Consider the following 20,312-nt stretch of genomic DNA (forward strand, 5'->3'; position numbering starts at 1 on the left):
CGCGCTCATCCACGAGCGCGCGGTGATCGTGTCGTGCGAGGACTGCGGAGGAGCCACCCGGAAGGGACAGCTCACCGCCGCGCCCGAGACGACCTGACCCTCGGCCGCTGGCCGCCCCCTAGGCTGCGGCGTGGGAAAGGAGCACTGATGGAGTGGATCGACCCGAGGTACGCGGAGCTGGTCGCGGTGTGGAAGCGCACGCAGCAGCCCAGCTCCCGTGACCCGCAGGAGCCCCGGCCCAAGCGCGCGTTCATCGTGCCACAGCGGAAGGGATGACGACCGCCACGGCCTGTCGGTCTTCACACCGGCGGGCCGGGGCTCACCGTACGAGGTCAGCCAGGGGGTACCGATCGCAGGCAGGTCACATCGGCGTCAGGCATCCGGCTGCGGTCCCCAATTCCGCGCCCTGCCTTTTTGCGTGGACGCGCGCTCGCGCACCGTCCACCATGGACACCATGAACGCCATGGACGCCGCCCAGCTCGGCCCTTCCGAACCGGCCGAGCCCGTCATCACCCTGCGCAGCGACGACCTCTTCAGCAAGTTTGGCTTCAACGACGGTGCACGCCCAGACGGTTGGGAGGAGTACGTCGCTTCGCGGGGCTTCGACCCGGACGAAGTGCGGTTTCCGCTCCTCGCACTCGTGAGGCGGTATCTCGTGCCGGCCCTCGACCAAGAGGTGACCGTCATGGACACCGGCTCCTTCCACAACCCCGCGCGCGCGGCGACCGTCGACGGTGTCGACTTCTCGGACCGCCGGCACGAGGAGTACAGCGGTGTGAAGCTCACCCCCGAGACCGTCACCGTGCCGTTGAGCGCGGTGCTGGAGCTGGCACGGGAGGAGCAGGGACTGACAGAGCCCCCGGGCCCTCCTCGGTCGCCTCGGTGTCCTTGGGCGCCGCTCAGTGACTGACCGGCTTGCCCGGGTCGACCAGCTTGTCGAGGACCATGCGGACGGCGCGGAACGCCTGCTCGGCGACCTCGTCCGAGGCATGCTCCTCCTCCGCCTCGGCCCAGTCACGGGCGGCCCTCAGACGCCGCAGCAGTTCGTCCGCGTCCACGATCTCCGCCATGCCCTACGGCTACCCACTCGTCCTGGAGGCATGACACGGAAGCGGCCCCCGCCCCGGTGGATTCCGGGGCGGGGGCCGCTTGCCGCTCCTCTGCCGGCCTTGGTCAGACGAGCGGGCGGACGGCCGTCGGGGCGTGGCCGGGCTCGGTGGCGAGCTCCTCCCACTCCGTGATGTCGCTGATGTCCATGGTCCGGCTCATCGAGATGTTGGTGATCCGCTCGAGGATCGCCTCGACGAGGACCGGCACGCGGTACTCGGCGGCCAGCTTCTTGGCCTCCTCGAACGCCGGCAGCAGCTGGTCCGGCTCGGTGACGCGGATGGCCTTGCAGCCCAGGCCCTCCGCGACCTTGACGTGGTCGACGCCGTAGACGCCCAGCTCCGGGGAGTTGATGTTCTCGAACTCCAGGTTGACCTGGAAGTCGATATCCAGGCCGGCCTGCGCCTGGCGGATCAGGCCCAGGTACGAGTTGTTCACGAGGACGTGGACGTACGGGATGCGGTGCTGCGCGCCGACCGCCAGCTCCTCGATCATGAACTGGAAGTCGTAGTCGCCGGAGAGCGCGACGACCTGGGCCTCCGGGTCCGCCTTGGCGACACCGAGCGCGGCCGGGATGGTCCAGCCCAGCGGACCGGCCTGCCCGCAGTTGATCCAGTGGCGCGGCTTGTAGACGTGCAGCATCTGCGCGCCGGCGATCTGGGAGAGACCGATCGTGGTGACGTACCGGGTTTCCGGGCCGAAGGCCCTGTTCATCTCCTCGTACACACGCTGCGGCTTCATCGGCACGTTGTCGAAGTGCGTACGGCGCTGCAGCGTGGCCTTCCGCTCCCGGGTCGAGGCGACCCACGCGGAGCGGTCGGGCAGCCTCCCCTCCGCCTTCAGCTCTCGCGCGACCTGGACGAACAGCTCCAGGGCCGCCTTGGCGTCCGAGGCGATGCCGTAGTCCGGGGCGAAGATCTTGCCGATCTGGGTGGGCTCGATGTCGACGTGGACGAACTTCCGGCCCTTGGTGTACACGTCCAGCTTGTAGCCGGTGTGGCGGTTGGCCCAGCGGTTGCCGATGCCGAGGACGAAGTCCGACTCCAGGAAGTTCGCGTTGCCGTAGCGGTGCGAGGTCTGGACGCCGACCATGCCGGCGTTGAGGTCGTGGTCGTCGGCGATGGCGCCCCAGCCCATGAGGGTGGGGATGACCGGAGTGTTGGTCAGCTCGGCGAACTCGACCAGCAGGCCGGCGGCGTCGGCGCTGATGATGCCGCCGCCGGCGACGATCAGCGGGCGCTCCGACTCCAGCAGGAAGGAGATCGCCTTCTCGATCTGCGCCCGGGTCGCGGCCGGCTTGTAGACCGGCAGCGGCTCGTACGTCTCCGGGTCGAAGTCGATCTCGGTGAGCTGGACGTCGATCGGCAGGTCGATGAGGACCGGGCCCGGACGGCCGGAACGCATCAGGTGGAACGCCTGCTGGAAGACGCCGGGGACCTGCGCGGCCTCCAGGACGGTCGTGGCCGCCTTGGTGACCGGCTTGGCGATCGAGGCGATGTCGACCGCCTGGAAGTCCTCCTTGTGGATCACGCTGGTCGGCGCCTGGCCCGTGATGCAGAGGATCGGGATCGAGTCACCGATCGCCGAGTACAGGCCGGTGATCATGTCGGTGCCGGCGGGGCCGGACGTACCGATGCAGACGCCGATGTTGCCGGGGTGGGTGCGGGTGTAGCCCTCGGCCATGTGCGAGGCGCCCTCGACATGGCGGGCCAGCGTGTGGTCGATACCGCCGCCCTGTTCGAGGGCCTTGTAGAAGGGATTGATCGCCGCGCCCGGCACACCGAACGCGTTGGTGACGCCTTCGCGCTTGAGGATCTCAACTGCCGCTCGGGCGGCGGTCATTCGAGGCATGGGTGCTCCTGCTTCGGCCTGGCGGATCCGGCTCTGTCGCGCCACCTGAGAGCGTCGATCCGTACTCATTTTCCGACATGCGGAATAATGTTTCTGTTATACGGAAGCAATGTAGGGGTGGGTCACGGAACCCGTCAAGGGATGGCCGAATGCCCTCCCCAACCGACTGCGCTTGATGGACGATGGGTGACGGAACGAAGGGGGCCGATCGCCGTGGGAGAGAACGTGCCGGTGCGCTGCCCGGTCTGCCGCCGCGCGCATGTGTACACACCGCCCGTCTATCCGTGCGCGTGCGGTGCGCCCGTCGCCCCTCCCCTGATGCGAGGCGCACACGCCGAGCCGATCACCCACCGCACCTGGACCGACGAGTGGGTCACGGTCCGGTGCGGCACGTGCGGCCGCCAGGACCAGTGGCCGCAGCCGGAGCTGGGCTGCGCGTGCGGGACGGTGCTGCGGATCCCCGTACGGCCGGTCACGGCGGCCGCGTCACCACCGCGGTCCGTCGCCACCGGAGGCTCGGCGGGCACGAAGGGCGCGGTCACGGGCGGTACGCAATCGGCCGCGGCGGAATCCGGCGGCACAGAACCGGCCGGGGCGGAATCGGGCAGTACGGAAGCGGTTGGCGCGGAAGCGGGCGGTACGGAAGCGGGCGGTACAGAACCGGCCGCCGCCGACGCGGCCGAGTCCGTGGGCGGACCCGACGCTCCCGACAACACCGGGCGCGCCACCGGCCGCGAGGCGACCGCGGCCACGACCGGCGTGTCGACCGTGCGCGTCCCCGCGCAGGCTCCGCCACCGCCCTCCACCCCAGTCGCACGCCCCTCCTTCCAACCGGTCACCATCCGCACCGCCCGCGACGCGGTGGCCGCCGCCGCGCTCTATCTGCGCTGGCTCGGCTTCCGGAACGTCGTCCAGCCGGAGGACCGCCACACCCCCGTATCCCCCGGCGCCGAGCTGCGCGGCCCCGGACTGGTCGCCCAGGTCGACCCGACGACCCGACCGGTGTCGCTGCGCGCCGTGGAGTGTCTGTGGCTGGAAGGGCTCGCTTCGTCGTCGACCGCCGTCTTCTTCTCGCTCGCCGGGTACGAGGAAAGCGCCCGCGCCCGCGCCGACGGCGTCGGCCTGCCGCTCTTCGTCATGGACCTCACGGGGACCCCGCAGCCGGTGAACGCCCCGGCCGACGACCTGGTCGCGTACGGGGTGAGCGGCACGCGTTGAGGCCGAGGCCGGTGCGCCCGCCCTGGAACACGCGCGGCACCGGCCGCAACAGGGGGCGACTGGCCGTCGGTTCCCGGCATCTGTGTCCTCCTCGTTGCGGGACGTTTCCGCGCCATCGTGTAATCGGTGACCCGGTTCTCACTACCCCCGGACGCGGGTGAAGCGGCGGGCGGGAGCGGTGCGCGTGCGAGAGGTGCGGAGTGACGCGGCGGAGCTGCGGGTGGTGGATCTGTCACGGAGGGGCGGCCCTGTCAGCCCCGGGACGTTGGTCGCCCGCCCTCATCACTGCCGCCGGTACTCGGCCGTGCGGGCTGCGTCGCCGATACGGGGAGGGCTCGTCCGTCCGGAGCGGACGACGAAGGCGAAGAGGATTACCCACTCCTTGCCACTTTCAACTTATAGCGGACCGGGGGCCTTGCGGCAAGGCCCGGGTCGTGCCGCAGAATCGCTGGTCCAAGGCCAGAACCTGCGGAAACGGGAGATTCACGAAGTGCGTGTGCTGTTGGCGGTATACGGGGCGTGCGGTGACGTCGAGCCGGCGGGAGGGCGCGCGCCGCGGTCGCGGCAACCCGGCGCCGAGGTGCGGGGGTGCGCGCTGCCGCACTTCGGCGGAGCGGCCCCGGATCGGAGCTGGTGACATGAACTCCCCGACCACCAGCGCGTTCGACCTCCCGGCCCGGCTCTCCCCCAAGGCCGACCCGGCGCTGATCGCCGGCGACGAGCAGCACTTCGCGGCCGTCGCGGAGTGCCTTGAGCAGTCGATCGCCGAGCTCACCGACCGCCTCGATGCCGAGCGCAGGGCGCCCGGCGGCATCGGCCGGCAGGCGATGGACCGGGACGCGGAGATCCACCGGCTGACCGCTCGCCTGCGCACGCTGCGCCGCTTCGGTCTGGATCTGTGCCTCGGTCACATGGTCGGCGCGGACGACCCCGAGCCCGTGTACGTGGGACGGCTCGGCCTGACGGACAGCGCCGGTCGCCGGCTGCTGGTCGACTGGCGCTCCCCCGCGGCCGAGCCGTTCTTCGGTGCCACACACGCCGACCCGATGGGTCTGGCGAGCCGCCGCAGATACCGCTGGACCGGTGGCCGGATCAGCGACTACTGGGACGAGGTGTTCACCTCGGACGGGTTCGCCGGGCATGCCGCGCTCGACGACCAGTCAGCCTTCATCGCCAGCCTGGGCGGCAACCGGTCGCCGCGGATGCGAGACGTGCTCGGCACCATCCAGGCCGACCAGGACGCCGTCATCCGCGCGGGATCCCGCGGCGCTCTCGTCGTCGACGGCGGTCCGGGTACGGGGAAGACCGTCGTCGCTCTGCACCGCTCCGCCTACCTCCTCCACTCCGACCCTCGCCTCGGTCACCGTCGGGGCGGCGTGCTGTTCGTCGGTCCGCACCGGCCCTACCTGGACTACGTCGCCGACGTCCTCCCCAGCCTCGGGGAGGAGGGCGTGCAGACCTGCACCCTGCGGGACCTCGTCGCCGAGGGAGCCGCCGCGGCGGTCGAGACCGACCCGGACGTGGCCCGTCTGAAGTCGTCCGCGAACATGGTGAAGGCGATCGAGACGGCCGTCAGGTTCTACGAGGAGCCGCCCACCCAGGGGATGACGGTCACGACCCACTGGTCGGACATCCGGCTCAGCGCCGACGACTGGGCCGAGGCGTTCGAAGCCGCGGCGCCCGGTACCGGGGCTCCGCACAACGAGGCGCGCGACCAGGTCTGGGAGGAACTGCTCACGCTCCTGGTGGACAGACACGACGGTGACGTCCCGCCCGAGCTGCTCCGCAAGTCGCTGCGGCAGAACAGGGAGCTGCTCACGGCGTTCAACCGCGCGTGGCCGCTGCTCGAAGCCGCCGACCTCGTCGGAGACCTGTGGACGGTACCCGCCTACCTGCGGATGTGCGCTCCCTGGCTAGGCCCCGACGACGTACGGAAGTTGCGGCGCGAGGACCCCCGGGCCTGGACGGTGTCCGACCTGCCGCTGCTGGACGCGGCACGGCAGCGGCTCGGCGACCCCGAGGCGTCGCGCCGTAAGCGTCGGCGCGACGCCGCTGTCGCCGCCGAACGCGAGCGTATGGACAGGGTCGTGGACGATCTGATCGAGGCCGCGGACGACGAGTACGGCACAGGTCTGGTGACGATGCTGCGCGGCGAGGACTTCCAGGACGCCCTGGTCGACGGGACCGCCCTGCCCGGCACCGACCCGGACCCGCTCGCCGGGCCGTTCGCGCACATCGTCGTGGACGAGGCCCAGGAACTGACCGACGCGGAGTGGCAGATGCTGCTGCTCCGGTGCCCGTCCCGGAGCTTCACCATCGTCGGCGACCGTGCCCAGGCCAGGCACGGGTTCACCGAGTCGTGGCAGGAACGGCTAGAGCGGGTCGGGCTCGACAGGATCGACCTGGCCTCCCTGAGCGTCAACTACCGGACACCAAGAGAGATCATGGCGGAGGCCGAGCCGGTCATCCGGGCCGTGCTGCCGGACGCCAACGTGCCGACCTCCATCCGCAGCGGCGACGTCCCCGTGGTCCACGGATCTGTTCCGGACCTGGACTCGGTCATCGACACCTGGCTCGCCGCCCACTCCGACGGTATCGCCTGCGTCATCGGCGATCCTACGTTCCGGGCGACGTCCCGCGTCCGGTCGCTGACGCCGGCCCTGTCGAAGGGGCTTGAGTTCGACCTGGTCGTCCTCGTCGACCCGGAGTCGTTCGGGACGGGTGTCGAGGGAGCGGTCGACCGCTATGTCGCGATGACCCGGGCGACCCGGCAACTCGTCATCCTGACGGGCTCCTGACGCCGGCCCGGGGTGCGCTCGGACGCCCGGCGGTGCGCTCGGACGCCCGGCGGTGCGCTCGGACGCCCGGCCGGGGTGCCGGACGCCCGGCCGGGGTGCCGGACCCGCCGGCGGCCGTCGCGCCTCGGCTCGCGGCCGGGCCCCTTCCCCCTCACTCCACAGATCGATTTAGATTAGGCTTACCTAATCGTCGCGACCCCAGGGGGATGCCGTGGGACACGGCTGGCAGGGTGCCGTCCTCAAGCTCATGCGAGGCAAGGACTTCACCCTCACCGTCAGATCCAATGAGCGACTCTCCGAGAGAGTCCACCGCCTCTCCTTCGCCGACGGCGGGATGCTGCGCGCGACCGGGGTCCACCCGACGATGTGGGCGCGCCTCTGGTTCGACAACGGCGGCCGGCCCCACCAGCGCGCCTACACCCTCGTCCACCCCGACCCCGTCGAGGGGACGTTCGACCTGGACTTCGTCCTCCACCCCGGGCGCGCCGGCGAGTGGGCCCGCGGCGCGCGCCCCGGCGACACCATCGAGGCGACGGTGCAGGGATCGGAGTTCACCCTGCCGGACCCCCCGCCGTCCCGGCTCCTCATCGTGGGTGACGCCGCGTCGCGGCCGGCCATCGACTCACTGCTCGGTTCCATGCCGCACACTCCGGCCACGATCTGGTACGAGACCTCGCACCCCCGCGACGGCGACCACGCCCCGCGAGGCGGCGCCGCGTCCCGCGAGGTCATCCACGCACCACGGCGGGACAAGGGCGGCCATCTGGTCGAGACCGTCCGTGCCGCCCTCCCGGGACTCGTGGACGACACGGCCTACCTGTGGATCGCCTGCGACACGGCCACCACCCGAACCCTCGCCTCGTTCGCACGCAGGCAACTCGGCATGCCGAAGGAGCGGCTGCACGCTCTCGGCTACTGGCGTGCGGCCTGAACGCACCGAGGTTAAGTTAGGTTAGGCTTAGCTAAGTGTCGCGGGGTGTGGTGCCTCGGGTCTCCGGGGAGGGGCAGTCATGGGCTTGCCGGCCATCGAGTCGTATCCGATGCCCGAACGCTCGGCGCTGCCCGCATCGTGTGCGTCGTGGGCCGTCGATCCGGATCGGTGCGCGCTCCTCGTGCACGACATGCAGAACCACTTCGTACGCGCCTTCTCCCCCGGCCTCCCACCCGTCGTGGAGCTGGTCCGCAACATCGCCGCCCTGCGCGAGCTCGCCGGGACACTCGGCATACCCGTGGTGTTCAGCGCCGAGCCCGCCGCCCAGCGGCCCGGCCAGCGCGGGCTCGTGGCCGATGTCTGGGGGCCGGGCATCGGGGACGAGCCCGATGCCGCCGCCATCGTCGACCCGCTGCTCCCCCGCCCGGGCGAGCACCTGCTGGCGAACGCGCGCCACAACGCCTTCCTCCGGAGCCACCTCGGCAGGCTGCTGCGCCAGGAGAACCGGGACCAGCTGATCATCTGCGGGGTGTACGCGCACCTCGGTGTCCTTCTGACCGCCGCGGACGCCTTCATGAACGACATACAGCCGTTCGTCGTGGCGGACGCCGTGGCCGACTTCTCCGCGGAGGAGCACGCCATGGCCCTGCGCTGGGCGGCACGCAGCGGCGTGGTCCGCACGACCGACACGCTCCTGCGCGACCTGCTGCTCCACAGGGTGCCGAAGGACGCATGACGTCCCTGCCGCTGCCGAATCCATCGAGAAGAGACGGAAGAACGAACATGACCGTACGGGTCGCTGTGGCCGGTGCCAGTGGCTACGCGGGCGGCGAACTCCTGCGCCTCCTGGCCTCCCACCCCGGGGTGGAGATCGGCGCCGTGACAGCCCACAGCAGCGCGGCACGCCGGCTCGGCGAGGTGCAGCCGCATCTGACGGCGCTCGCGGACCGGACGCTGGAGGCCACCTCGGCCGAAGTGCTGCGCGGGCACGACGTGGTGTTCCTCGCCCTGCCCCACGGCGAGTCGGCGCCGCTCGCGCGCGGCCTGGCGGAGGACACGCTCGTCCTGGACTGCGGCGCGGACTTCCGGCTGCGCGACGCCTCCGAGTGGACACGCTTCTACGGCTCGGCGCACGCCGGGACGTGGCCGTACGGCCTGCCGGAACTGCCCGGCGCCCGGGAGGAGTTGCGGGGAGCCCGCCGGATCGCCGTGCCCGGCTGCTATCCGACGGCGGTCACCCTTGCCCTGATGCCCGCCTACGCCGCCAGACTGGTCGAGCCGGACGCAGTGATCGTCGCGGCCGGCGGCATGTCGGGGGCCGGCCGGGCACTGAAGCCGCACCTGCTCGGTTCCGAGGTGATGGGCTCCATGAGCCCGTACGGCGTCGGCGGAGGCCACCGGCACACCCCCGAGCTGACGCAGAACCTGTCGCGGGTGGCGGGCGAGCGGGTCACCGTGTCGTTCACCCCGACCCTCGCGCCCATGCCCCGCGGCATCCTCGCCACCTGCTCGGCCCGGCTGCGCCCCGCGCTCTCCGGCAAGGACGGCCCCGGCCGGGTACGAGCCGCGTTCGAGGAGGCGTACGCGGACGAACCGTTCGTCCGGCTGCTGCCGGCCGGCCGGTGGCCCTCCACCGGCTCGGTCGTCGGCTCCAACACGGCCCGGGTGCAGGTGGCCGTGGACCAGGACGCCGGCCGCCTCGTCTGTGTGAGTGCCGTCGACAACCTGGTGAAGGGCACCGCCGGTGGCGCGGTGCAGTGCATGAATGTCGCCCTCGGCCTGCCCGAGTGGCTGGGCCTGCCCACGAATGGAGTGGCTCCGTGACCGTGACAGCTGCCCGGGGATTCCTCGCGAGCGGTGTCGCCGCCGGCATCAAGGAGTCCGGCGATCCCGACCTGGCCCTGGTCGTGAACCGGGGGCCGTCCCGCGCCGCCGCGGGCGTGTTCACCTCCAACCGGGTACAGGCCGCGCCGGTGCGCCGGTCCCGCGAGGCGCTGGCCGACGGCACGCTGTCGGCGGTCGTCCTCAACTCCGGTGGCGCGAACGCGTGCACCGGCCCGGCCGGCGCCGAGGACGCGCGCCTCATGGCGGAACGCACGGCGCGGGCGGTCGGCGCGGCGGACGCGGACGCGGTGGCGGTGTGCTCCACCGGCCTCATCGGCGTACCCCTTCCCATGGACCGGGTCACGGCCGGCATCGACGCCGCGGCGCGGCGGCTGTCGACGACCGGCGGCACGGACGCGGCCGTGGCGATCAGGACCACGGACACGGTGCACAAGACCTCGGTGGCGAGCCGGTCCGGATGGACCGTGGGAGGAATGGCCAAGGGCGCGGGCATGCTCGCGCCCGGCCTCGCCACCATGCTGGTGGTCCTCACCACGGACGCCGACGTATCCGCCGCGGGTCTCGACACGGCCCTGCGCGGCGCCGTGCGCACCACCTTCGACCGGGTGGACTCCGACGGCTGCATGTCCACGAACGACACCGTGCTGCTCCTCGCGTCCGGGGCCTCCGGGATCGCGCCCGGCGGGGCCGAGTTCACGGACGCGGTCCACTCCGTCTGCCTCGACCTGGCACGGCAGCTGGTCGCGGACGCCGAGGGCGCGTCCAAGGAGATCGAGGTGGTGGTCGTCGGGGCGGCGTCCGAGGCGGACGCCGTCACGGTGGGCAGGTCGGTGGCGCGCAACAACCTCCTCAAGTGCGCGCTGCACGGGGAGAACCCCAACTGGGGACGCGTGTTGTCGGCGATCGGCACCACGGACGCCGTGTTCGACCCGGACCTGCTGGACGTGGCGATCAACGACGTCTGGGTCTGCCGCGGCGGGGCGGCCGGCGAGTCCCGCGACAAGGTGGACATGTCGGGGCGCCGGATCACCGTGACCGTCGGCCTCCGTGCCGGCGACGCGTCGGCGGTCATCTGGACCAACGACCTCACCGCCGAGTACGTACACGAGAACAGCGCCTACAGCTCATGAGCGGAGTGGGAACAGGGATGGGGACACCCGTCGATCAGGATGTGGCCGGGGCCGGTCTGCCCGCCGGAGACCTGCCGTGGCTGGAGGAGCTCCAGGGACGGACGGTCGTCGTGAAGTTCGGCGGCAACGCCATGGTGGACCCCTCGCTCCACCGGACGTTCGCCCAGGACGTGGTGGAGCTGTGGCACGCCGGGCTGCGTCCCGTCGTCGTGCACGGCGGCGGCCCGCAGATCAGCGCGATGCTCGACCGGCTGGACCTGGAGGTCCGCTTCGAGGCGGGGCTCCGGGTGACCACCCCGGAGACGATGGACGTGGTCCGTATGGTGCTGACGGGTCAGGTCCAGCGCGAACTGGTCGGCGCCATCAACGCGCACGGACCGTTCGCCGTGGGTCTGTCCGGTGAGGACGCGCACACCATGACGGCCGTACGGCGCCCGGCCCGGGTGGACGGCCGGCCCGTGGACATCGGCCTCGTCGGCGACATCGTGTCCGTGGACGCCGGGACCGTGCGCGCGCTGCTGGAGCAGGGGCGGATACCGGTGGTCTCGCCGATCGCCCGCGGCGCCGACGGGCAGGTCTACAACGTGAACGCCGACCTCGCCGCCTCCGCGCTGGCCGTGGCCCTGGGCGCGGAACGCCTGGTGGTGCTGACGGACGTGGAGGGGCTGTACGCGGACTGGCCGCACAGCACCGAGGTCGTCGAGCGCCTCACGGCCACGGAGTTGGACGGGCTGCTGCCGGAGCTGGCGAGCGGGATGCTGCCCAAGATGGAGGGCTGTCTGAGGGCGGTCCGCTCGGGCGTCGGGCGGGCGCATGTCATCGACGGCCGCGTCCCGCACGCGGTGCTGCGTGGTGTGTTCACCGAGAAGAGTCCCGGCACGACCGTCGTGCCCGACACTCCGGCGCCGGGCGAGGGAGCCGGCGTATGACGAGGGACGGGACCAGGCCGCTCATCGACCGCTGGCGTGCGGTGATGACGGCCACCTACGGCACTCCCCCGCCGGCCCTGGTGCGCGGTGCGGGCCGCAAGGGCCTGAGCCATCCCGGCTCGGGACCCTCGCGTCGTAACGGCCGAGAGGGAAAGGAGCGGTCAGAGGACGCGGGCGAGGACCTTCGCGTCGCGCCGCGGGTCCAGCGACCGTGCCCAGGTCTCCGGCGCCAGGCGCGCGGGGACCGGGGCGAAGCCGTAGCGCAGGAAGAGACGGCCGCTTCCGGTCGTCGCCGTGAAGAGGGCGTCCAGCGACCGTGACCGGCCCTGCGCCAGCGCGGCGCCGAGGAGGCGGGCGCCCAGGCCGCTGCCCTGCCGGTGTCGCGCGACGCAGAAGTTGTACACGACTCCGGTCGTCCGTCCCTCACTCGTCGGCTCGGGCTGCACCCGCAGTGCCAGGCAGCCCTCCAGGGCGCCGTCGGGCCCCTCCGCCACCAGGAAGTCGGTGGCGTGCCAGGCATAGACGTGGAACGGCCGGGCCCGCAGGGCGCCGGAGCGGACGAACGGCCGTGAGAGAGCGGCGAGTGCGGCGGCGTCCCGGTGCCCGGCGGACCGTACCGAGAAGGTCGGAGCAGGACGCAGAAAGGGCGGGTGGGGGGCGCGGGACAGCAGCGTGGCAGGGCGCGGCGTGGCAGGGCGCGGCGTCGTGGGGCGCGGCGTGGCCGTGATCAAGGCGTTCCTTCCTCGGTTCCACCGTGCGGGACGACCCTGTGGTCCGCCGTGTTCACCTCGATGAAACAGTCGAGCCAAGGTTAGCCTTACCTAAGGCAGTCGCCAAGTCCTGTCCGTACGGACGGCGCAGGCGGCGGCGTAGCCGGGCGGGCAGGGCACGTCGGTCAGCGTCCAGGCGTCCGGGGCCCCCGGTGTCGGCGCCGTACCGACGTAGGTCACCGACGGGTCCTCGCCGAGGCCGATGCCGACGCCCTTCAGATACGCCTCCTTGCGGGCCCAGCACCGGTTCACCGCCGAGGGGCGGGCCGCCGGCGGCAGGTCGGCGATCTCCGCCCGCTCGGCGGGATGCAGCATGGCCGCCACCTCGGCCGCCGCCTCGGCGGACGGCTCCTCCTCGACGTCGACACCGACCGGTGCGTCCGCGAAGGCGAGCAGAACGGCGTCCCCGGCGTGGGAGAGCGAGAAGTGCAGTGGTGCGCCGGCCACGGCGGGACGGCCGTGCGGCGCGCCGCAACCGGGGCAGGGCTCACGGACGAAGCGCACGGCGGCCGGGTCCCGGTCCAGACAGGCCCCGAGGAGCCGGCGCAGCGCCACATGGGCGACGCGGTAGCGGTCCCTGTCGGCGGGACGCGCGAAGCCCTGGCACCGCGACCGTTCGGCGGGGTCGAGCAGGTGCTCCTGAGCCGAGGCATACGGCGCGTACGCGCTGACGCGCACCGCCCACAGGTGCGGCCGGGCCGCGCCGGGCTCCCAGACCTCCGGCAGCGGGTCCTTACCGAGGCATGCCGGAGCCGACGTCAGGCGCACGGTCGCCCCGGGTACTCATCGCTCTCCGGGGCTCCGGCCTGGCGCATTCTGCGTACGACGTCGTCCAGATCGGAGTCGTCCACCGGCGCGGGCATGTTGAGGGCCCGGTCGAAGACCAGGGACTCCTCGGCCGTGTTCCAGATGACCCAGCGCGGCGGAGTCGCCCGCTGTTCCCAGAGGTGGGCGTACCGCTGGGGAGTGCCTACCGGTGTACTCACAGCTTCTTCCCTTCTGTCGCCTCGTGTCCGTCCACGAAGGTCGCCACGACCTCGATGTCCCCGATCCTGGAGGTGTCGACACGGCGCGGGTCGTCCCCGAGGACCACGAGGTCGGCGCGCTTCCCGGGGGTGAGGGTGCCGGCGCTGTCGTCCCAGTGGGAGGCGTACGCTCCGGCGACCGTGTAGGCACGCAGCGCCTCGTCGACGGTGATCGCCTCGTCCGGTCCGACGACCTGTCCCGAGAGGGAGGCGCGCTCGACCATGAACTGGACGGCGCGCAGCGGCGATCCGTCGGTGACGGGCCGGTCGGAGCTGCCGACCAGCGTGACGCCGTGGTCGAGGAAGCCCCGCCCCCGGTACATCCAGGGCGCGCGCTCCTCTCCCATGACGGCGGCGTAGTCGTCGCCGAAGTAGCGCAGGAAGTTGGGCTGGACGACGGCGCTGACGCCGAGTCGGGCGAAGCGCGGGAGCTGGTCGGGTCGGATCAGGCCGGCGTGTTCGACGCGGTGGCGCGCGCCCGGGCGGGGGCGCAGCCGCTGGGCACGCTCCAGGGCGTCGAGCGCCAGGTCGGCGGCGCGGTCGCCGATGGCGTGGACGGCGAGCTGCCATCCGGCGAGGTGCCCGTCCACGACGAGGTCGGCCAGCCGGTCGGGGTCGTCCTGGAGCTGACCGGTGTGGGTCATGCCTTCGTACGGCGCGGTGAGCGCGGCCGTACGGGCCATCATGCCGCCGTCGGTGTAGATCTTGAGGGCGCCGAGCGAGAGCCAGTCGTCGCCGAAGCCGGTGCGCATTCCGAGGTCCAGGGCCCGCGGGATGCCGTCGTCCTGGTGGGCGGAGAGCGGCCGCAGGGTGTCGCCGGCGGCCATGAGCTGCACACGCAGGGGGAGTCGGCGCTGGTCCCGGAGGAGCTGGTAGGCGCCGAGCTCGACCGGACTGTGCCCCAGGAGACCGCCACCGATGCCGGCCTCCGCGCAGGCGGTGACGCCCTCGGCGAGGCAGACACGTCCGGCGTGCTCGACGGCGTCGGCCAGTTCGGACTGCGAGTACGGCAGGCGGAGGCGCCGCGCGGCGGTCATCGCGCTCTCCGCGAGGAAGCCGTCCTGGTGCGGGACGTCGGCGGGCAGCAGGTCCAGGACGGCGCTGTTCACGACACAGGCGTGTCCGGAGTCGTGCATCAGGAAGACCTTGCGGCCCTGGCCGACCCGGTCCAGTTCGGCGGCGGTCAGGTGGCGGCCGAGGGCCCGCTGGTCGTAGCCGCCGATGTCCACCCAGGTGCCGGCCGAGGACGTGCGGGCGACAGCCTCCTCGACGACCGCGAGGACGTCCTCCACCCGCTCGCAGGGGGCGACGCTCGGCGTGCTCGCCTTGAGGCCCGTCCATGCCAGGTGGACATGGCTGTCGATGAACCCGGGCAGGACGGTGGCGCCTTGGAGGTCGACAACCTCTCGGGCGGGCAGTGAGGTCACGGCCTCGTCCAGGCCGACGACACGACCCCGCCAGATGCCCAGGTCGTGGGCGACGGGGTGGTCCGGGTCCATGGTGATGATGTGCGCGTTGGTCAGTCTCGTGCAGAGCATGGGCGGCCATCCCTGGGGAGGTCAGGAGTTCTCGGCGGCCATCACGGGAGCGGGCGACGCTCCCGCGCCCGGGCCCGCCGGCGAGTCGGTCGGCGTGTCGGCCGGCGTGTCGGTCGGCGTGTCGGCCGGCTCGTACCGCCGGGGAGCGGCCGGAATCATCAGCGGCGTTCCGGTCTCGGGGTCGTCGATGATCCGGCAGGGCAGTCCGAACACGTCCTGGACCAGTTCGGCGGTCATGACGGTGGAGGGGTCGCCCTCGGCCGCGACGCTGCCGCCGGGCTTCATGACGATGAGGTGGGTGGCGTAGCGGCACGCCTGGTTGAGGTCGTGCAGGACGGCCACGACGGTGTGCCCCTTGCGCGCGTGCAGTTCCGCGCACAGGTCGAGTACCTCCACCTGGTGCGCGATGTCCAGATAGGTGGTCGGTTCGTCGAGCAGGAGGATGGAGGTCTGCTGCGCCAGGACCATGGACAGCCAGACGCGCTGCCGCTGGCCGCCGGAGAGGTCGTCCACGGGCCGGTCGGCGAGCTCCAGGACACCGGTCTGCCGCATGGCCTCGGCCACGGCCGTCTCGTCCTCGGCGGACCACTGCCTCAGCAGCCGCTGATGGGGGTAGCGCCCGCGGGCCACGAGGTCGCCGACGGTGATGCCGCCGGGTGCCGTCGACGACTGCGGGAGGAGCCCCAGCCGGCGGGCCACCTCACGGGAGCGGTACGACGCGATGTCCGCGCCGTCGAGGCACACCTGTCCCGAGCGCGGCTTCAGCATCCGTGCCAGCGCCTTGAGGAGGGTGGACTTGCCGCAGGCGTTGGGGCCGATGATCACGGTGAACGAGTGGTCGGGGATCTCGACGCCGAGTCCCTCGGCCACCGTGCGCTGGTCGTAGGAGAGGGTCAGGTCCTCCGCCCGCAGGCGGGGGCCGCCCTGACGTCCGGCACCGTCGGTGCCGGACGTCCCGGTCGTCTGCGTCGTTCCAGTCATGCGCGGCTCTTTCGGGACTCGGTGACCAACAGCCAGATGAGGTAGAGCCCGCCGATGGTGCCGGTGGCCGTGCCCACCGGCAGGAGCGCGGGCGCGAAGAGGCGCTGCACGACCAGATCGCTCAGGGCGAGCAGCGTGGCCCCCATGAGGGCGGAGGACAGCAGGGCGGGACCGGACGTGCCCGCGACCCTGCGTGCCAGTTGGGGCGCGGCCAGCGCGACGAACCAGATCGGGCCGGTCACCGCGGTGGCGAACGCGGCCAGGGCGACACTGATCACGAGCAGTGCGGCGCGGGTGCGGCCCACGTTCACACCGAGGGCCGTGGCGGTGGCCTCGCCCATCTCGACCATGGACAGCCGGCGGGCGAGGAGAAGAGCGAGCGGGAGCAGGACGGCGACGGCCAGGCCGATGGCGCTGGCGTGGACCCAGAGCCGGTTCCCGAGGCTGCCGAGGAGCCATGCCTGGGCCTCCAGCGCCTCCTGCCAGCTCGCCCGGGTGATCAGGTAGGAGTTGACGGCGAGGAGCAGCGCGCTGACGCCGATGCCGATGACCACGAGGCGGAAGCCCTGGAGGCCCCGGCCGATCATGAGCAGGTACACCGCGGCGGCGGTCGCGAGTCCGCCGGCGAGGGCGCCGAGCGCGATCTGGGTCATGCTGCCGTTCAGGACGACGATGACGATCAGCGCTCCGGTGGCGGAGCCGTTGGTGAAGCCGATGATGTCGGGGCTGCCGAGCGCGTTGCCGGTCAGGCTCTGCAGGATCGCGCCGCTGACGGCGAGGGCCGCGCCGACGCACAGCGCGGTCAGCAGGCGCGGCATACGGAGTGTGTTGACGACGAAGTCGGCCGCTCCCGACCCGCCGCCGAACAGGGCGTCGAGCACTTCCCCGACGGAGAGTTCGAAGTCGCCGGTGGTGAGCGTGACGCCCATGACGGCCAGGAGCACCGCGGCCAGCAGCGCCGAGGCGGCGACGGCACGGCCCTGGACGCGCAGGGAGACGCCCCCGGAGCGGGTGCGCAGGACACGGCCGGTGACCACGCGGGGCCGCGCGACCGCCGGGACGGCGTCCGTCGTGGCGGCGGGCGTCGTGGCGGCGTCCGTCGTGGCGGGCTTCGACTGCCGTACGGCTCTCACAGCATGACCAGCTTTCGACGGCGGCACAGCGCGATGAACAGGGGCGCACCGACGAACGCGGTGACGATGCCGACCTGGACCTCGCCCGGTGCCCCGAGCACGCGCCCCAGTACGTCGGCGCCGATGAGCAGTACGGGGGCCAGCAGCATCGAGTAGGCGAGGACCCAGCGCTGGTCTGGTCCGACCACGAACCGTGCCACGTGCGGCACGACGAGCCCGACGAACCCGACCGGCCCGGCGGCCGCCGTCGCGGCGCCGCAGAGCAGCATGACGCCGACGGCACCCAGGACGCGCGTCCGGTTGACGTTGACGCCCAGGGCGCGGCCCATCTGGTCGCCCATGGCGAGGGCGTTGAGGGCGGGAGCCAGCAGGAGTGCGAGGACGAGGCCGGCGACGACGAAGGGCAGGATGATGAGGACCATGTCCATGCGGCGGCCGGCGAGGGCGCCGACCGTCCAGAACCGGAACTGGTCGAAGGCCCGCGGGTTGAGGAGCAGGACCGCCGAGTTGAAGGCGAACAGGACGGCGGTCACCGCGGCCCCCGCGACGACGAGCCGGTCGGGCGTGGCGACCTGGCGGCCGGACGCGCCGAGGACGTACACGAGGACGGAGGCGGCGGCGGCGCCGGCGAAGGCGAACCAGACGTAGCCGAGGGCCGTTCCGACGCCGAGGAATGCGATGGCCACGACGACGCCGCTGGAGGCACCCAGGCTGACGCCCAGGAGGCCGGGATCGGCGAGCGGATTGCGGGTCAGCGACTGCATCAGGGCGCCGGAGAGACCGAGCGCGATCCCGACGAGGAGGCCGAGGAGGGTGCGGGGTATCCGGTACTCGTGGATGATGACGGACGTCTCGGAGCCGTCCGGGGACCACAGGACACTCCATGTCGAGGTGAAGGGGATGCCCCGGGTGCCGAGCCAGACGCTGAGCAGTCCGACGAGGACCAGCGCCCCGAGGGTGACCAGGAGGCCGACGCTCCGGAGAGCGGACATGGTGCGGCGTGGTCCGGGCACGGCCTGCGCCGGGTCCTTCGTTCCCGTTGCCGCCTGGGTTCCGACCGACAAAGACAACCCCCTGGCCCCCGGCGGCACGACGTCTCGATGTGAACGATGTGAAGGCACGGACGACAGCCCGCGACTTAGGTGAGGCTAACCGAAGGTCAGCAGCAGGTCAACGTGCTTGCGGAGGCCCGCCCGACCGCCCCCCCGACCGCCCCCGACCGCCCCCCGGACCGCCGTACGAACACGGGGAGGACCCCCGCTTATTAGAGTAGCCTTACCTAACCATCCCATCTCGTCGCGGAGGTACCGCATGCCCGATGGAGGGCTGACGGGGGCCCATGTCCTCCGGAGAACACTCAGAGGCCAACGCCGCCGTGTCGTCGCGGCATCCCTTCTCGGCATGGCACACCAGGGCTGTGAGGCCCTGGTCCCGGTCGTCATCGGCCTGGTCGTCGACGAGGCGGTCGCGACCGGCTCCACCTCCGCGCTGCTGCGGTGGCTGCTGGTCCTCGGGGTCCTCTTCCTCGTGCTCTCCACCTGCTACCGGACCGCCGCCCGCATCACGGACGGAGCCGGTGAGCACGCCGCCCACCGGCTCCGGCTCGATCTCGGCGCACGGGTACTCGACCCGCGGGGCGGAGCCGACAAGGGCAGGCTGCCCGGTGCGCTGACCGCGGTCGCCACCGGCGACGCCGCCCGCGTCGGCGCGGTCGCGGCGGCCCTCTCGTACGCGGTCGCGGCACTCGCCGGGCTCGCCATCAGCGCCGTGGCACTGCTGCGCATTTCCGTCCCGCTCGGGCTGCTGATCCTGCTGGGTGTACCGCCGCTGCTGTGGCTGGGCCATGTCATCAGCCGGCCGCTGGAGCGGCGCAGCGAGGTCGAGCAGGAGCGGGCCGCCCAAGCCTCCGGGGTCGCCGCCGACCTCGTCGCCGGCCTGCGTGTGCTGAAGGGCATCGGGGCCGAGGACTCCGCGGAGGCCCGCTACCGGCGCACCAGCGGCGCCTCGCTCCACGCCGCTCTGCGCGCGGCCCGCAGCCGGGCCTGGCACGACGGGGCGATCCTGGCGCTGACCGGCGTCTTCATCGCCCTGATCGGGCTGGTCGGCGCGCATCTCGCGATCCGCGGCTCCATCACTGTCGGTCAGCTCGTGGCCGCGGTCGGCCTGGCGCAGTACCTCCTGGGCCCGTTCCAGATGCTCACGTACGTCAACGGGGAGTTCGCCCTGGGACGGGCGTCGGCGGACCGCATCGCCGACGTCCTGTCGTCCCCGCCCGCCGTCGGGGACGGGAACGGCCGGCTCCCCGAACCGCTCCCCGGCGGCCTGCGCCTGCGTGGCCTCACCCACGGGACCCTGCGGGGCGTGGACGCCGACATCGCACCCGGCAGCCTCGTCGGCGTGGTCAGCAAGGACCCCGCCGCCGCGCACGACCTCCTGCTGTGTCTGGGGCGTGAAGTCGACCCGGCGGAGGGGGCCGTGGAGCTCGACGGCGTGCCGCTCAGCGCACTCGACCCCGGCACGGCGCGCCGTGCCGTGCTGGTCGCGCACCACGACGCCGCGCTGTTCGAGAGCAGCCTCCTGGACAACGTACGCGCGGGGCGGGAGCACACGGACGAGCACCTGGCACTCGCGTTGAGCGCCTCGACGGCGGACGACGTCGCCCGGCACCTCCCCGAGGGGGCCGAGACCCTGCTCGCCGAGCGCGGACGGTCGCTGTCGGGTGGGCAGCGGCAGCGGGTCGCACTCGCGCGGGCGCTCGCCGCCGACCCTCCCGTCCTCGTCGTGCACGATCCGACGACCGCCGTCGACACGGTCACCGAGTCACGGATCGCCCTCCGCCTGCGGGAGCTCCGGCAGGGGCGCACCACCCTGCTCGTCACGACGAGCCCCGCCCTGCTGGCCGGGACGGACCGCGTCCTGGTACTCGACGGAGGCACGGTGACCGGGGACGGCAGTCACCCGGAGCTGGTCGCCTCCGACGAGACCTACCGGGCGGTGGTGCTGGCGTGACCACGGAGAAGGACACGACGGCCGCACCGCTCACCGAAGGCGCCCA

The 20,312-nt window shown here is 72.4% G+C and carries 19 protein-coding genes; 10 read left to right on the forward strand and 9 right to left on the reverse strand.

Features of this window, described 5'->3' with window-relative positions:
- The first annotated feature begins 147 nt into the window (after positions 1-147).
- Both FVS66_RS35740 and FVS66_RS06460 read left to right on the forward strand, forming a co-directional pair.
- On the forward strand, positions 148-276 hold the full coding sequence (locus tag FVS66_RS35740; protein WP_262386833.1) for a hypothetical protein: 129 nt from the start codon (positions 148-150) through the stop codon (positions 274-276).
- Between the two features lie 179 nt (positions 277-455).
- The gene (locus FVS66_RS06460) at positions 456-911 is read left to right on the forward strand and encodes a hypothetical protein (protein ID WP_149180024.1); all 456 of its coding nucleotides are present in this window, start codon (positions 456-458) and stop codon (positions 909-911) included.
- Here the strand turns inward: FVS66_RS06460 and FVS66_RS34835 are convergent.
- Positions 901-1,071, reverse strand: coding sequence for a hypothetical protein (locus FVS66_RS34835; RefSeq protein WP_187645410.1), 171 nt, complete (start codon positions 1,069-1,071; stop codon positions 901-903). The two genes, FVS66_RS06460 and FVS66_RS34835, sit on opposite strands and share 11 nt — an antisense overlap.
- 103 nt (positions 1,072-1,174) lie before the next feature.
- Positions 1,175-2,959 carry a glyoxylate carboligase gene (gcl, locus tag FVS66_RS06465; protein WP_149180025.1) on the reverse strand — a complete coding sequence of 595 codons (1,785 nt, stop codon included), beginning with the start codon at positions 2,957-2,959 and terminating at the stop codon, positions 1,175-1,177.
- Between the two features lie 318 nt (positions 2,960-3,277).
- Here gcl and FVS66_RS06470 point away from each other — a divergent pair, with 318 nt between their 5' ends.
- The 7 genes from FVS66_RS06470 (at position 3,278) to argB (ending at position 11,810) form a co-directional block, all read left to right on the forward strand.
- Complete coding sequence (locus FVS66_RS06470) at positions 3,278-4,177, forward strand: hypothetical protein (RefSeq protein WP_262386834.1); 900 nt, start codon at positions 3,278-3,280, stop codon at positions 4,175-4,177.
- Positions 4,178-4,815: 638 nt separating this feature from the next.
- Positions 4,816-6,975 (forward strand): RNA polymerase recycling motor ATPase HelR, encoded by a 2,160-nt coding sequence (gene helR, locus FVS66_RS06475; protein WP_149180026.1) that lies wholly within the window; start codon positions 4,816-4,818, stop codon positions 6,973-6,975.
- A gap of 211 nt (positions 6,976-7,186) precedes the next feature.
- Positions 7,187-7,906, forward strand: coding sequence for a siderophore-interacting protein (locus FVS66_RS06480; RefSeq protein WP_149180027.1), 720 nt, complete (start codon positions 7,187-7,189; stop codon positions 7,904-7,906).
- Between the two features lie 79 nt (positions 7,907-7,985).
- Positions 7,986-8,642 (forward strand): isochorismatase family protein, encoded by a 657-nt coding sequence (locus FVS66_RS06485; protein ID WP_149180028.1) that lies wholly within the window; start codon positions 7,986-7,988, stop codon positions 8,640-8,642.
- A 47-nt stretch (positions 8,643-8,689) separates the two neighbouring features.
- The gene (gene argC, locus FVS66_RS06490; RefSeq protein ID WP_149180029.1) at positions 8,690-9,730 is read left to right on the forward strand and encodes an N-acetyl-gamma-glutamyl-phosphate reductase; all 1,041 of its coding nucleotides are present in this window, start codon (positions 8,690-8,692) and stop codon (positions 9,728-9,730) included.
- The gene (gene argJ / locus FVS66_RS06495; protein WP_149180030.1) at positions 9,727-10,881 is read left to right on the forward strand and encodes a bifunctional glutamate N-acetyltransferase/amino-acid acetyltransferase ArgJ; all 1,155 of its coding nucleotides are present in this window, start codon (positions 9,727-9,729) and stop codon (positions 10,879-10,881) included. The genes argC and argJ overlap by 4 nt, the downstream gene beginning before the upstream one ends.
- A 17-nt stretch (positions 10,882-10,898) precedes the next feature.
- Positions 10,899-11,810, forward strand: coding sequence for an acetylglutamate kinase (gene argB / locus FVS66_RS06500; protein ID WP_149180031.1), 912 nt, complete (start codon positions 10,899-10,901; stop codon positions 11,808-11,810).
- A gap of 161 nt (positions 11,811-11,971) precedes the next feature.
- On the opposite strand, the gene FVS66_RS06505 is transcribed toward argB, so the two are convergent.
- From FVS66_RS06505 to FVS66_RS06535, 7 genes are all read right to left on the reverse strand, one after another.
- Positions 11,972-12,541 (reverse strand): GNAT family N-acetyltransferase, encoded by a 570-nt coding sequence (locus FVS66_RS06505; RefSeq protein WP_149180032.1) that lies wholly within the window; start codon positions 12,539-12,541, stop codon positions 11,972-11,974.
- Between the two features lie 90 nt (positions 12,542-12,631).
- Complete coding sequence (locus FVS66_RS06510) at positions 12,632-13,348, reverse strand: 4'-phosphopantetheinyl transferase superfamily protein (protein ID WP_316248168.1); 717 nt, start codon at positions 13,346-13,348, stop codon at positions 12,632-12,634.
- Positions 13,339-13,566, reverse strand: coding sequence for a hypothetical protein (locus FVS66_RS06515; RefSeq protein WP_149180033.1), 228 nt, complete (start codon positions 13,564-13,566; stop codon positions 13,339-13,341). Before FVS66_RS06515 ends, FVS66_RS06510 begins: the two co-directional genes overlap by 10 nt.
- A complete protein-coding gene (locus FVS66_RS06520; protein ID WP_149180034.1) occupies positions 13,563-15,143 on the reverse strand; it encodes an amidohydrolase in 1,581 nt (526 codons plus the stop codon). Before FVS66_RS06520 ends, FVS66_RS06515 begins: the two co-directional genes overlap by 4 nt.
- Positions 15,144-15,164: 21 nt before the next feature.
- Complete coding sequence (locus tag FVS66_RS06525; protein ID WP_262386835.1) at positions 15,165-16,124, reverse strand: ABC transporter ATP-binding protein; 960 nt, start codon at positions 16,122-16,124, stop codon at positions 15,165-15,167.
- Positions 16,121-17,257, reverse strand: coding sequence for an iron chelate uptake ABC transporter family permease subunit (locus FVS66_RS06530; protein WP_149180035.1), 1,137 nt, complete (start codon positions 17,255-17,257; stop codon positions 16,121-16,123). The genes FVS66_RS06525 and FVS66_RS06530 overlap by 4 nt, the downstream gene beginning before the upstream one ends.
- Complete coding sequence (locus FVS66_RS06535) at positions 17,254-18,249, reverse strand: iron ABC transporter permease (RefSeq protein WP_149180036.1); 996 nt, start codon at positions 18,247-18,249, stop codon at positions 17,254-17,256. The genes FVS66_RS06530 and FVS66_RS06535 overlap by 4 nt, the downstream gene beginning before the upstream one ends.
- Before the next feature lie 319 nt (positions 18,250-18,568).
- Between FVS66_RS06535 and FVS66_RS06540 the strand changes: the two genes are divergently transcribed.
- Positions 18,569-20,266, forward strand: a complete 1,698-nt coding sequence (locus FVS66_RS06540; RefSeq protein WP_222946901.1) for an ABC transporter ATP-binding protein — start codon at positions 18,569-18,571, stop codon at positions 20,264-20,266.
- Positions 20,267-20,312 lie beyond the last annotated feature (46 nt).

The sequence above is a fragment of the Streptomyces sp. TRM49041 genome, from assembly GCF_008271805.1.
In the GTDB taxonomy this organism is placed as follows: domain Bacteria; phylum Actinomycetota; class Actinomycetes; order Streptomycetales; family Streptomycetaceae; genus Streptomyces.

Coding starts and splice junctions, on each gene's coding strand:
- FVS66_RS06485 (WP_149180028.1), top strand. CDS start 7,986: ATGGGCTTGCCGGCCATCGAGTCGTATCCGATGCCCGAACGCTCGGCG.
- FVS66_RS06535 (WP_149180036.1), bottom strand. CDS start 18,249: ATGTCCGCTCTCCGGAGCGTCGGCCTCCTGGTCACCCTCGGGGCGCTG.
- FVS66_RS06470 (WP_262386834.1), top strand. CDS start 3,278: ATGCGAGGCGCACACGCCGAGCCGATCACCCACCGCACCTGGACCGAC.
- FVS66_RS35740 (WP_262386833.1), top strand. CDS start 148: ATGGAGTGGATCGACCCGAGGTACGCGGAGCTGGTCGCGGTGTGGAAG.
- helR (WP_149180026.1), top strand. CDS start 4,816: ATGAACTCCCCGACCACCAGCGCGTTCGACCTCCCGGCCCGGCTCTCC.
- FVS66_RS06540 (WP_222946901.1), top strand. CDS start 18,569: ATGCCCGATGGAGGGCTGACGGGGGCCCATGTCCTCCGGAGAACACTC.
- FVS66_RS06525 (WP_262386835.1), bottom strand. CDS start 16,124: ATGACTGGAACGACGCAGACGACCGGGACGTCCGGCACCGACGGTGCC.
- argC (WP_149180029.1), top strand. CDS start 8,690: ATGACCGTACGGGTCGCTGTGGCCGGTGCCAGTGGCTACGCGGGCGGC.
- gcl (WP_149180025.1), bottom strand. CDS start 2,959: ATGCCTCGAATGACCGCCGCCCGAGCGGCAGTTGAGATCCTCAAGCGC.
- FVS66_RS34835 (WP_187645410.1), bottom strand. CDS start 1,071: ATGGCGGAGATCGTGGACGCGGACGAACTGCTGCGGCGTCTGAGGGCC.
- FVS66_RS06520 (WP_149180034.1), bottom strand. CDS start 15,143: ATGCTCTGCACGAGACTGACCAACGCGCACATCATCACCATGGACCCG.
- argB (WP_149180031.1), top strand. CDS start 10,899: ATGGGGACACCCGTCGATCAGGATGTGGCCGGGGCCGGTCTGCCCGCC.
- FVS66_RS06460 (WP_149180024.1), top strand. CDS start 456: ATGAACGCCATGGACGCCGCCCAGCTCGGCCCTTCCGAACCGGCCGAG.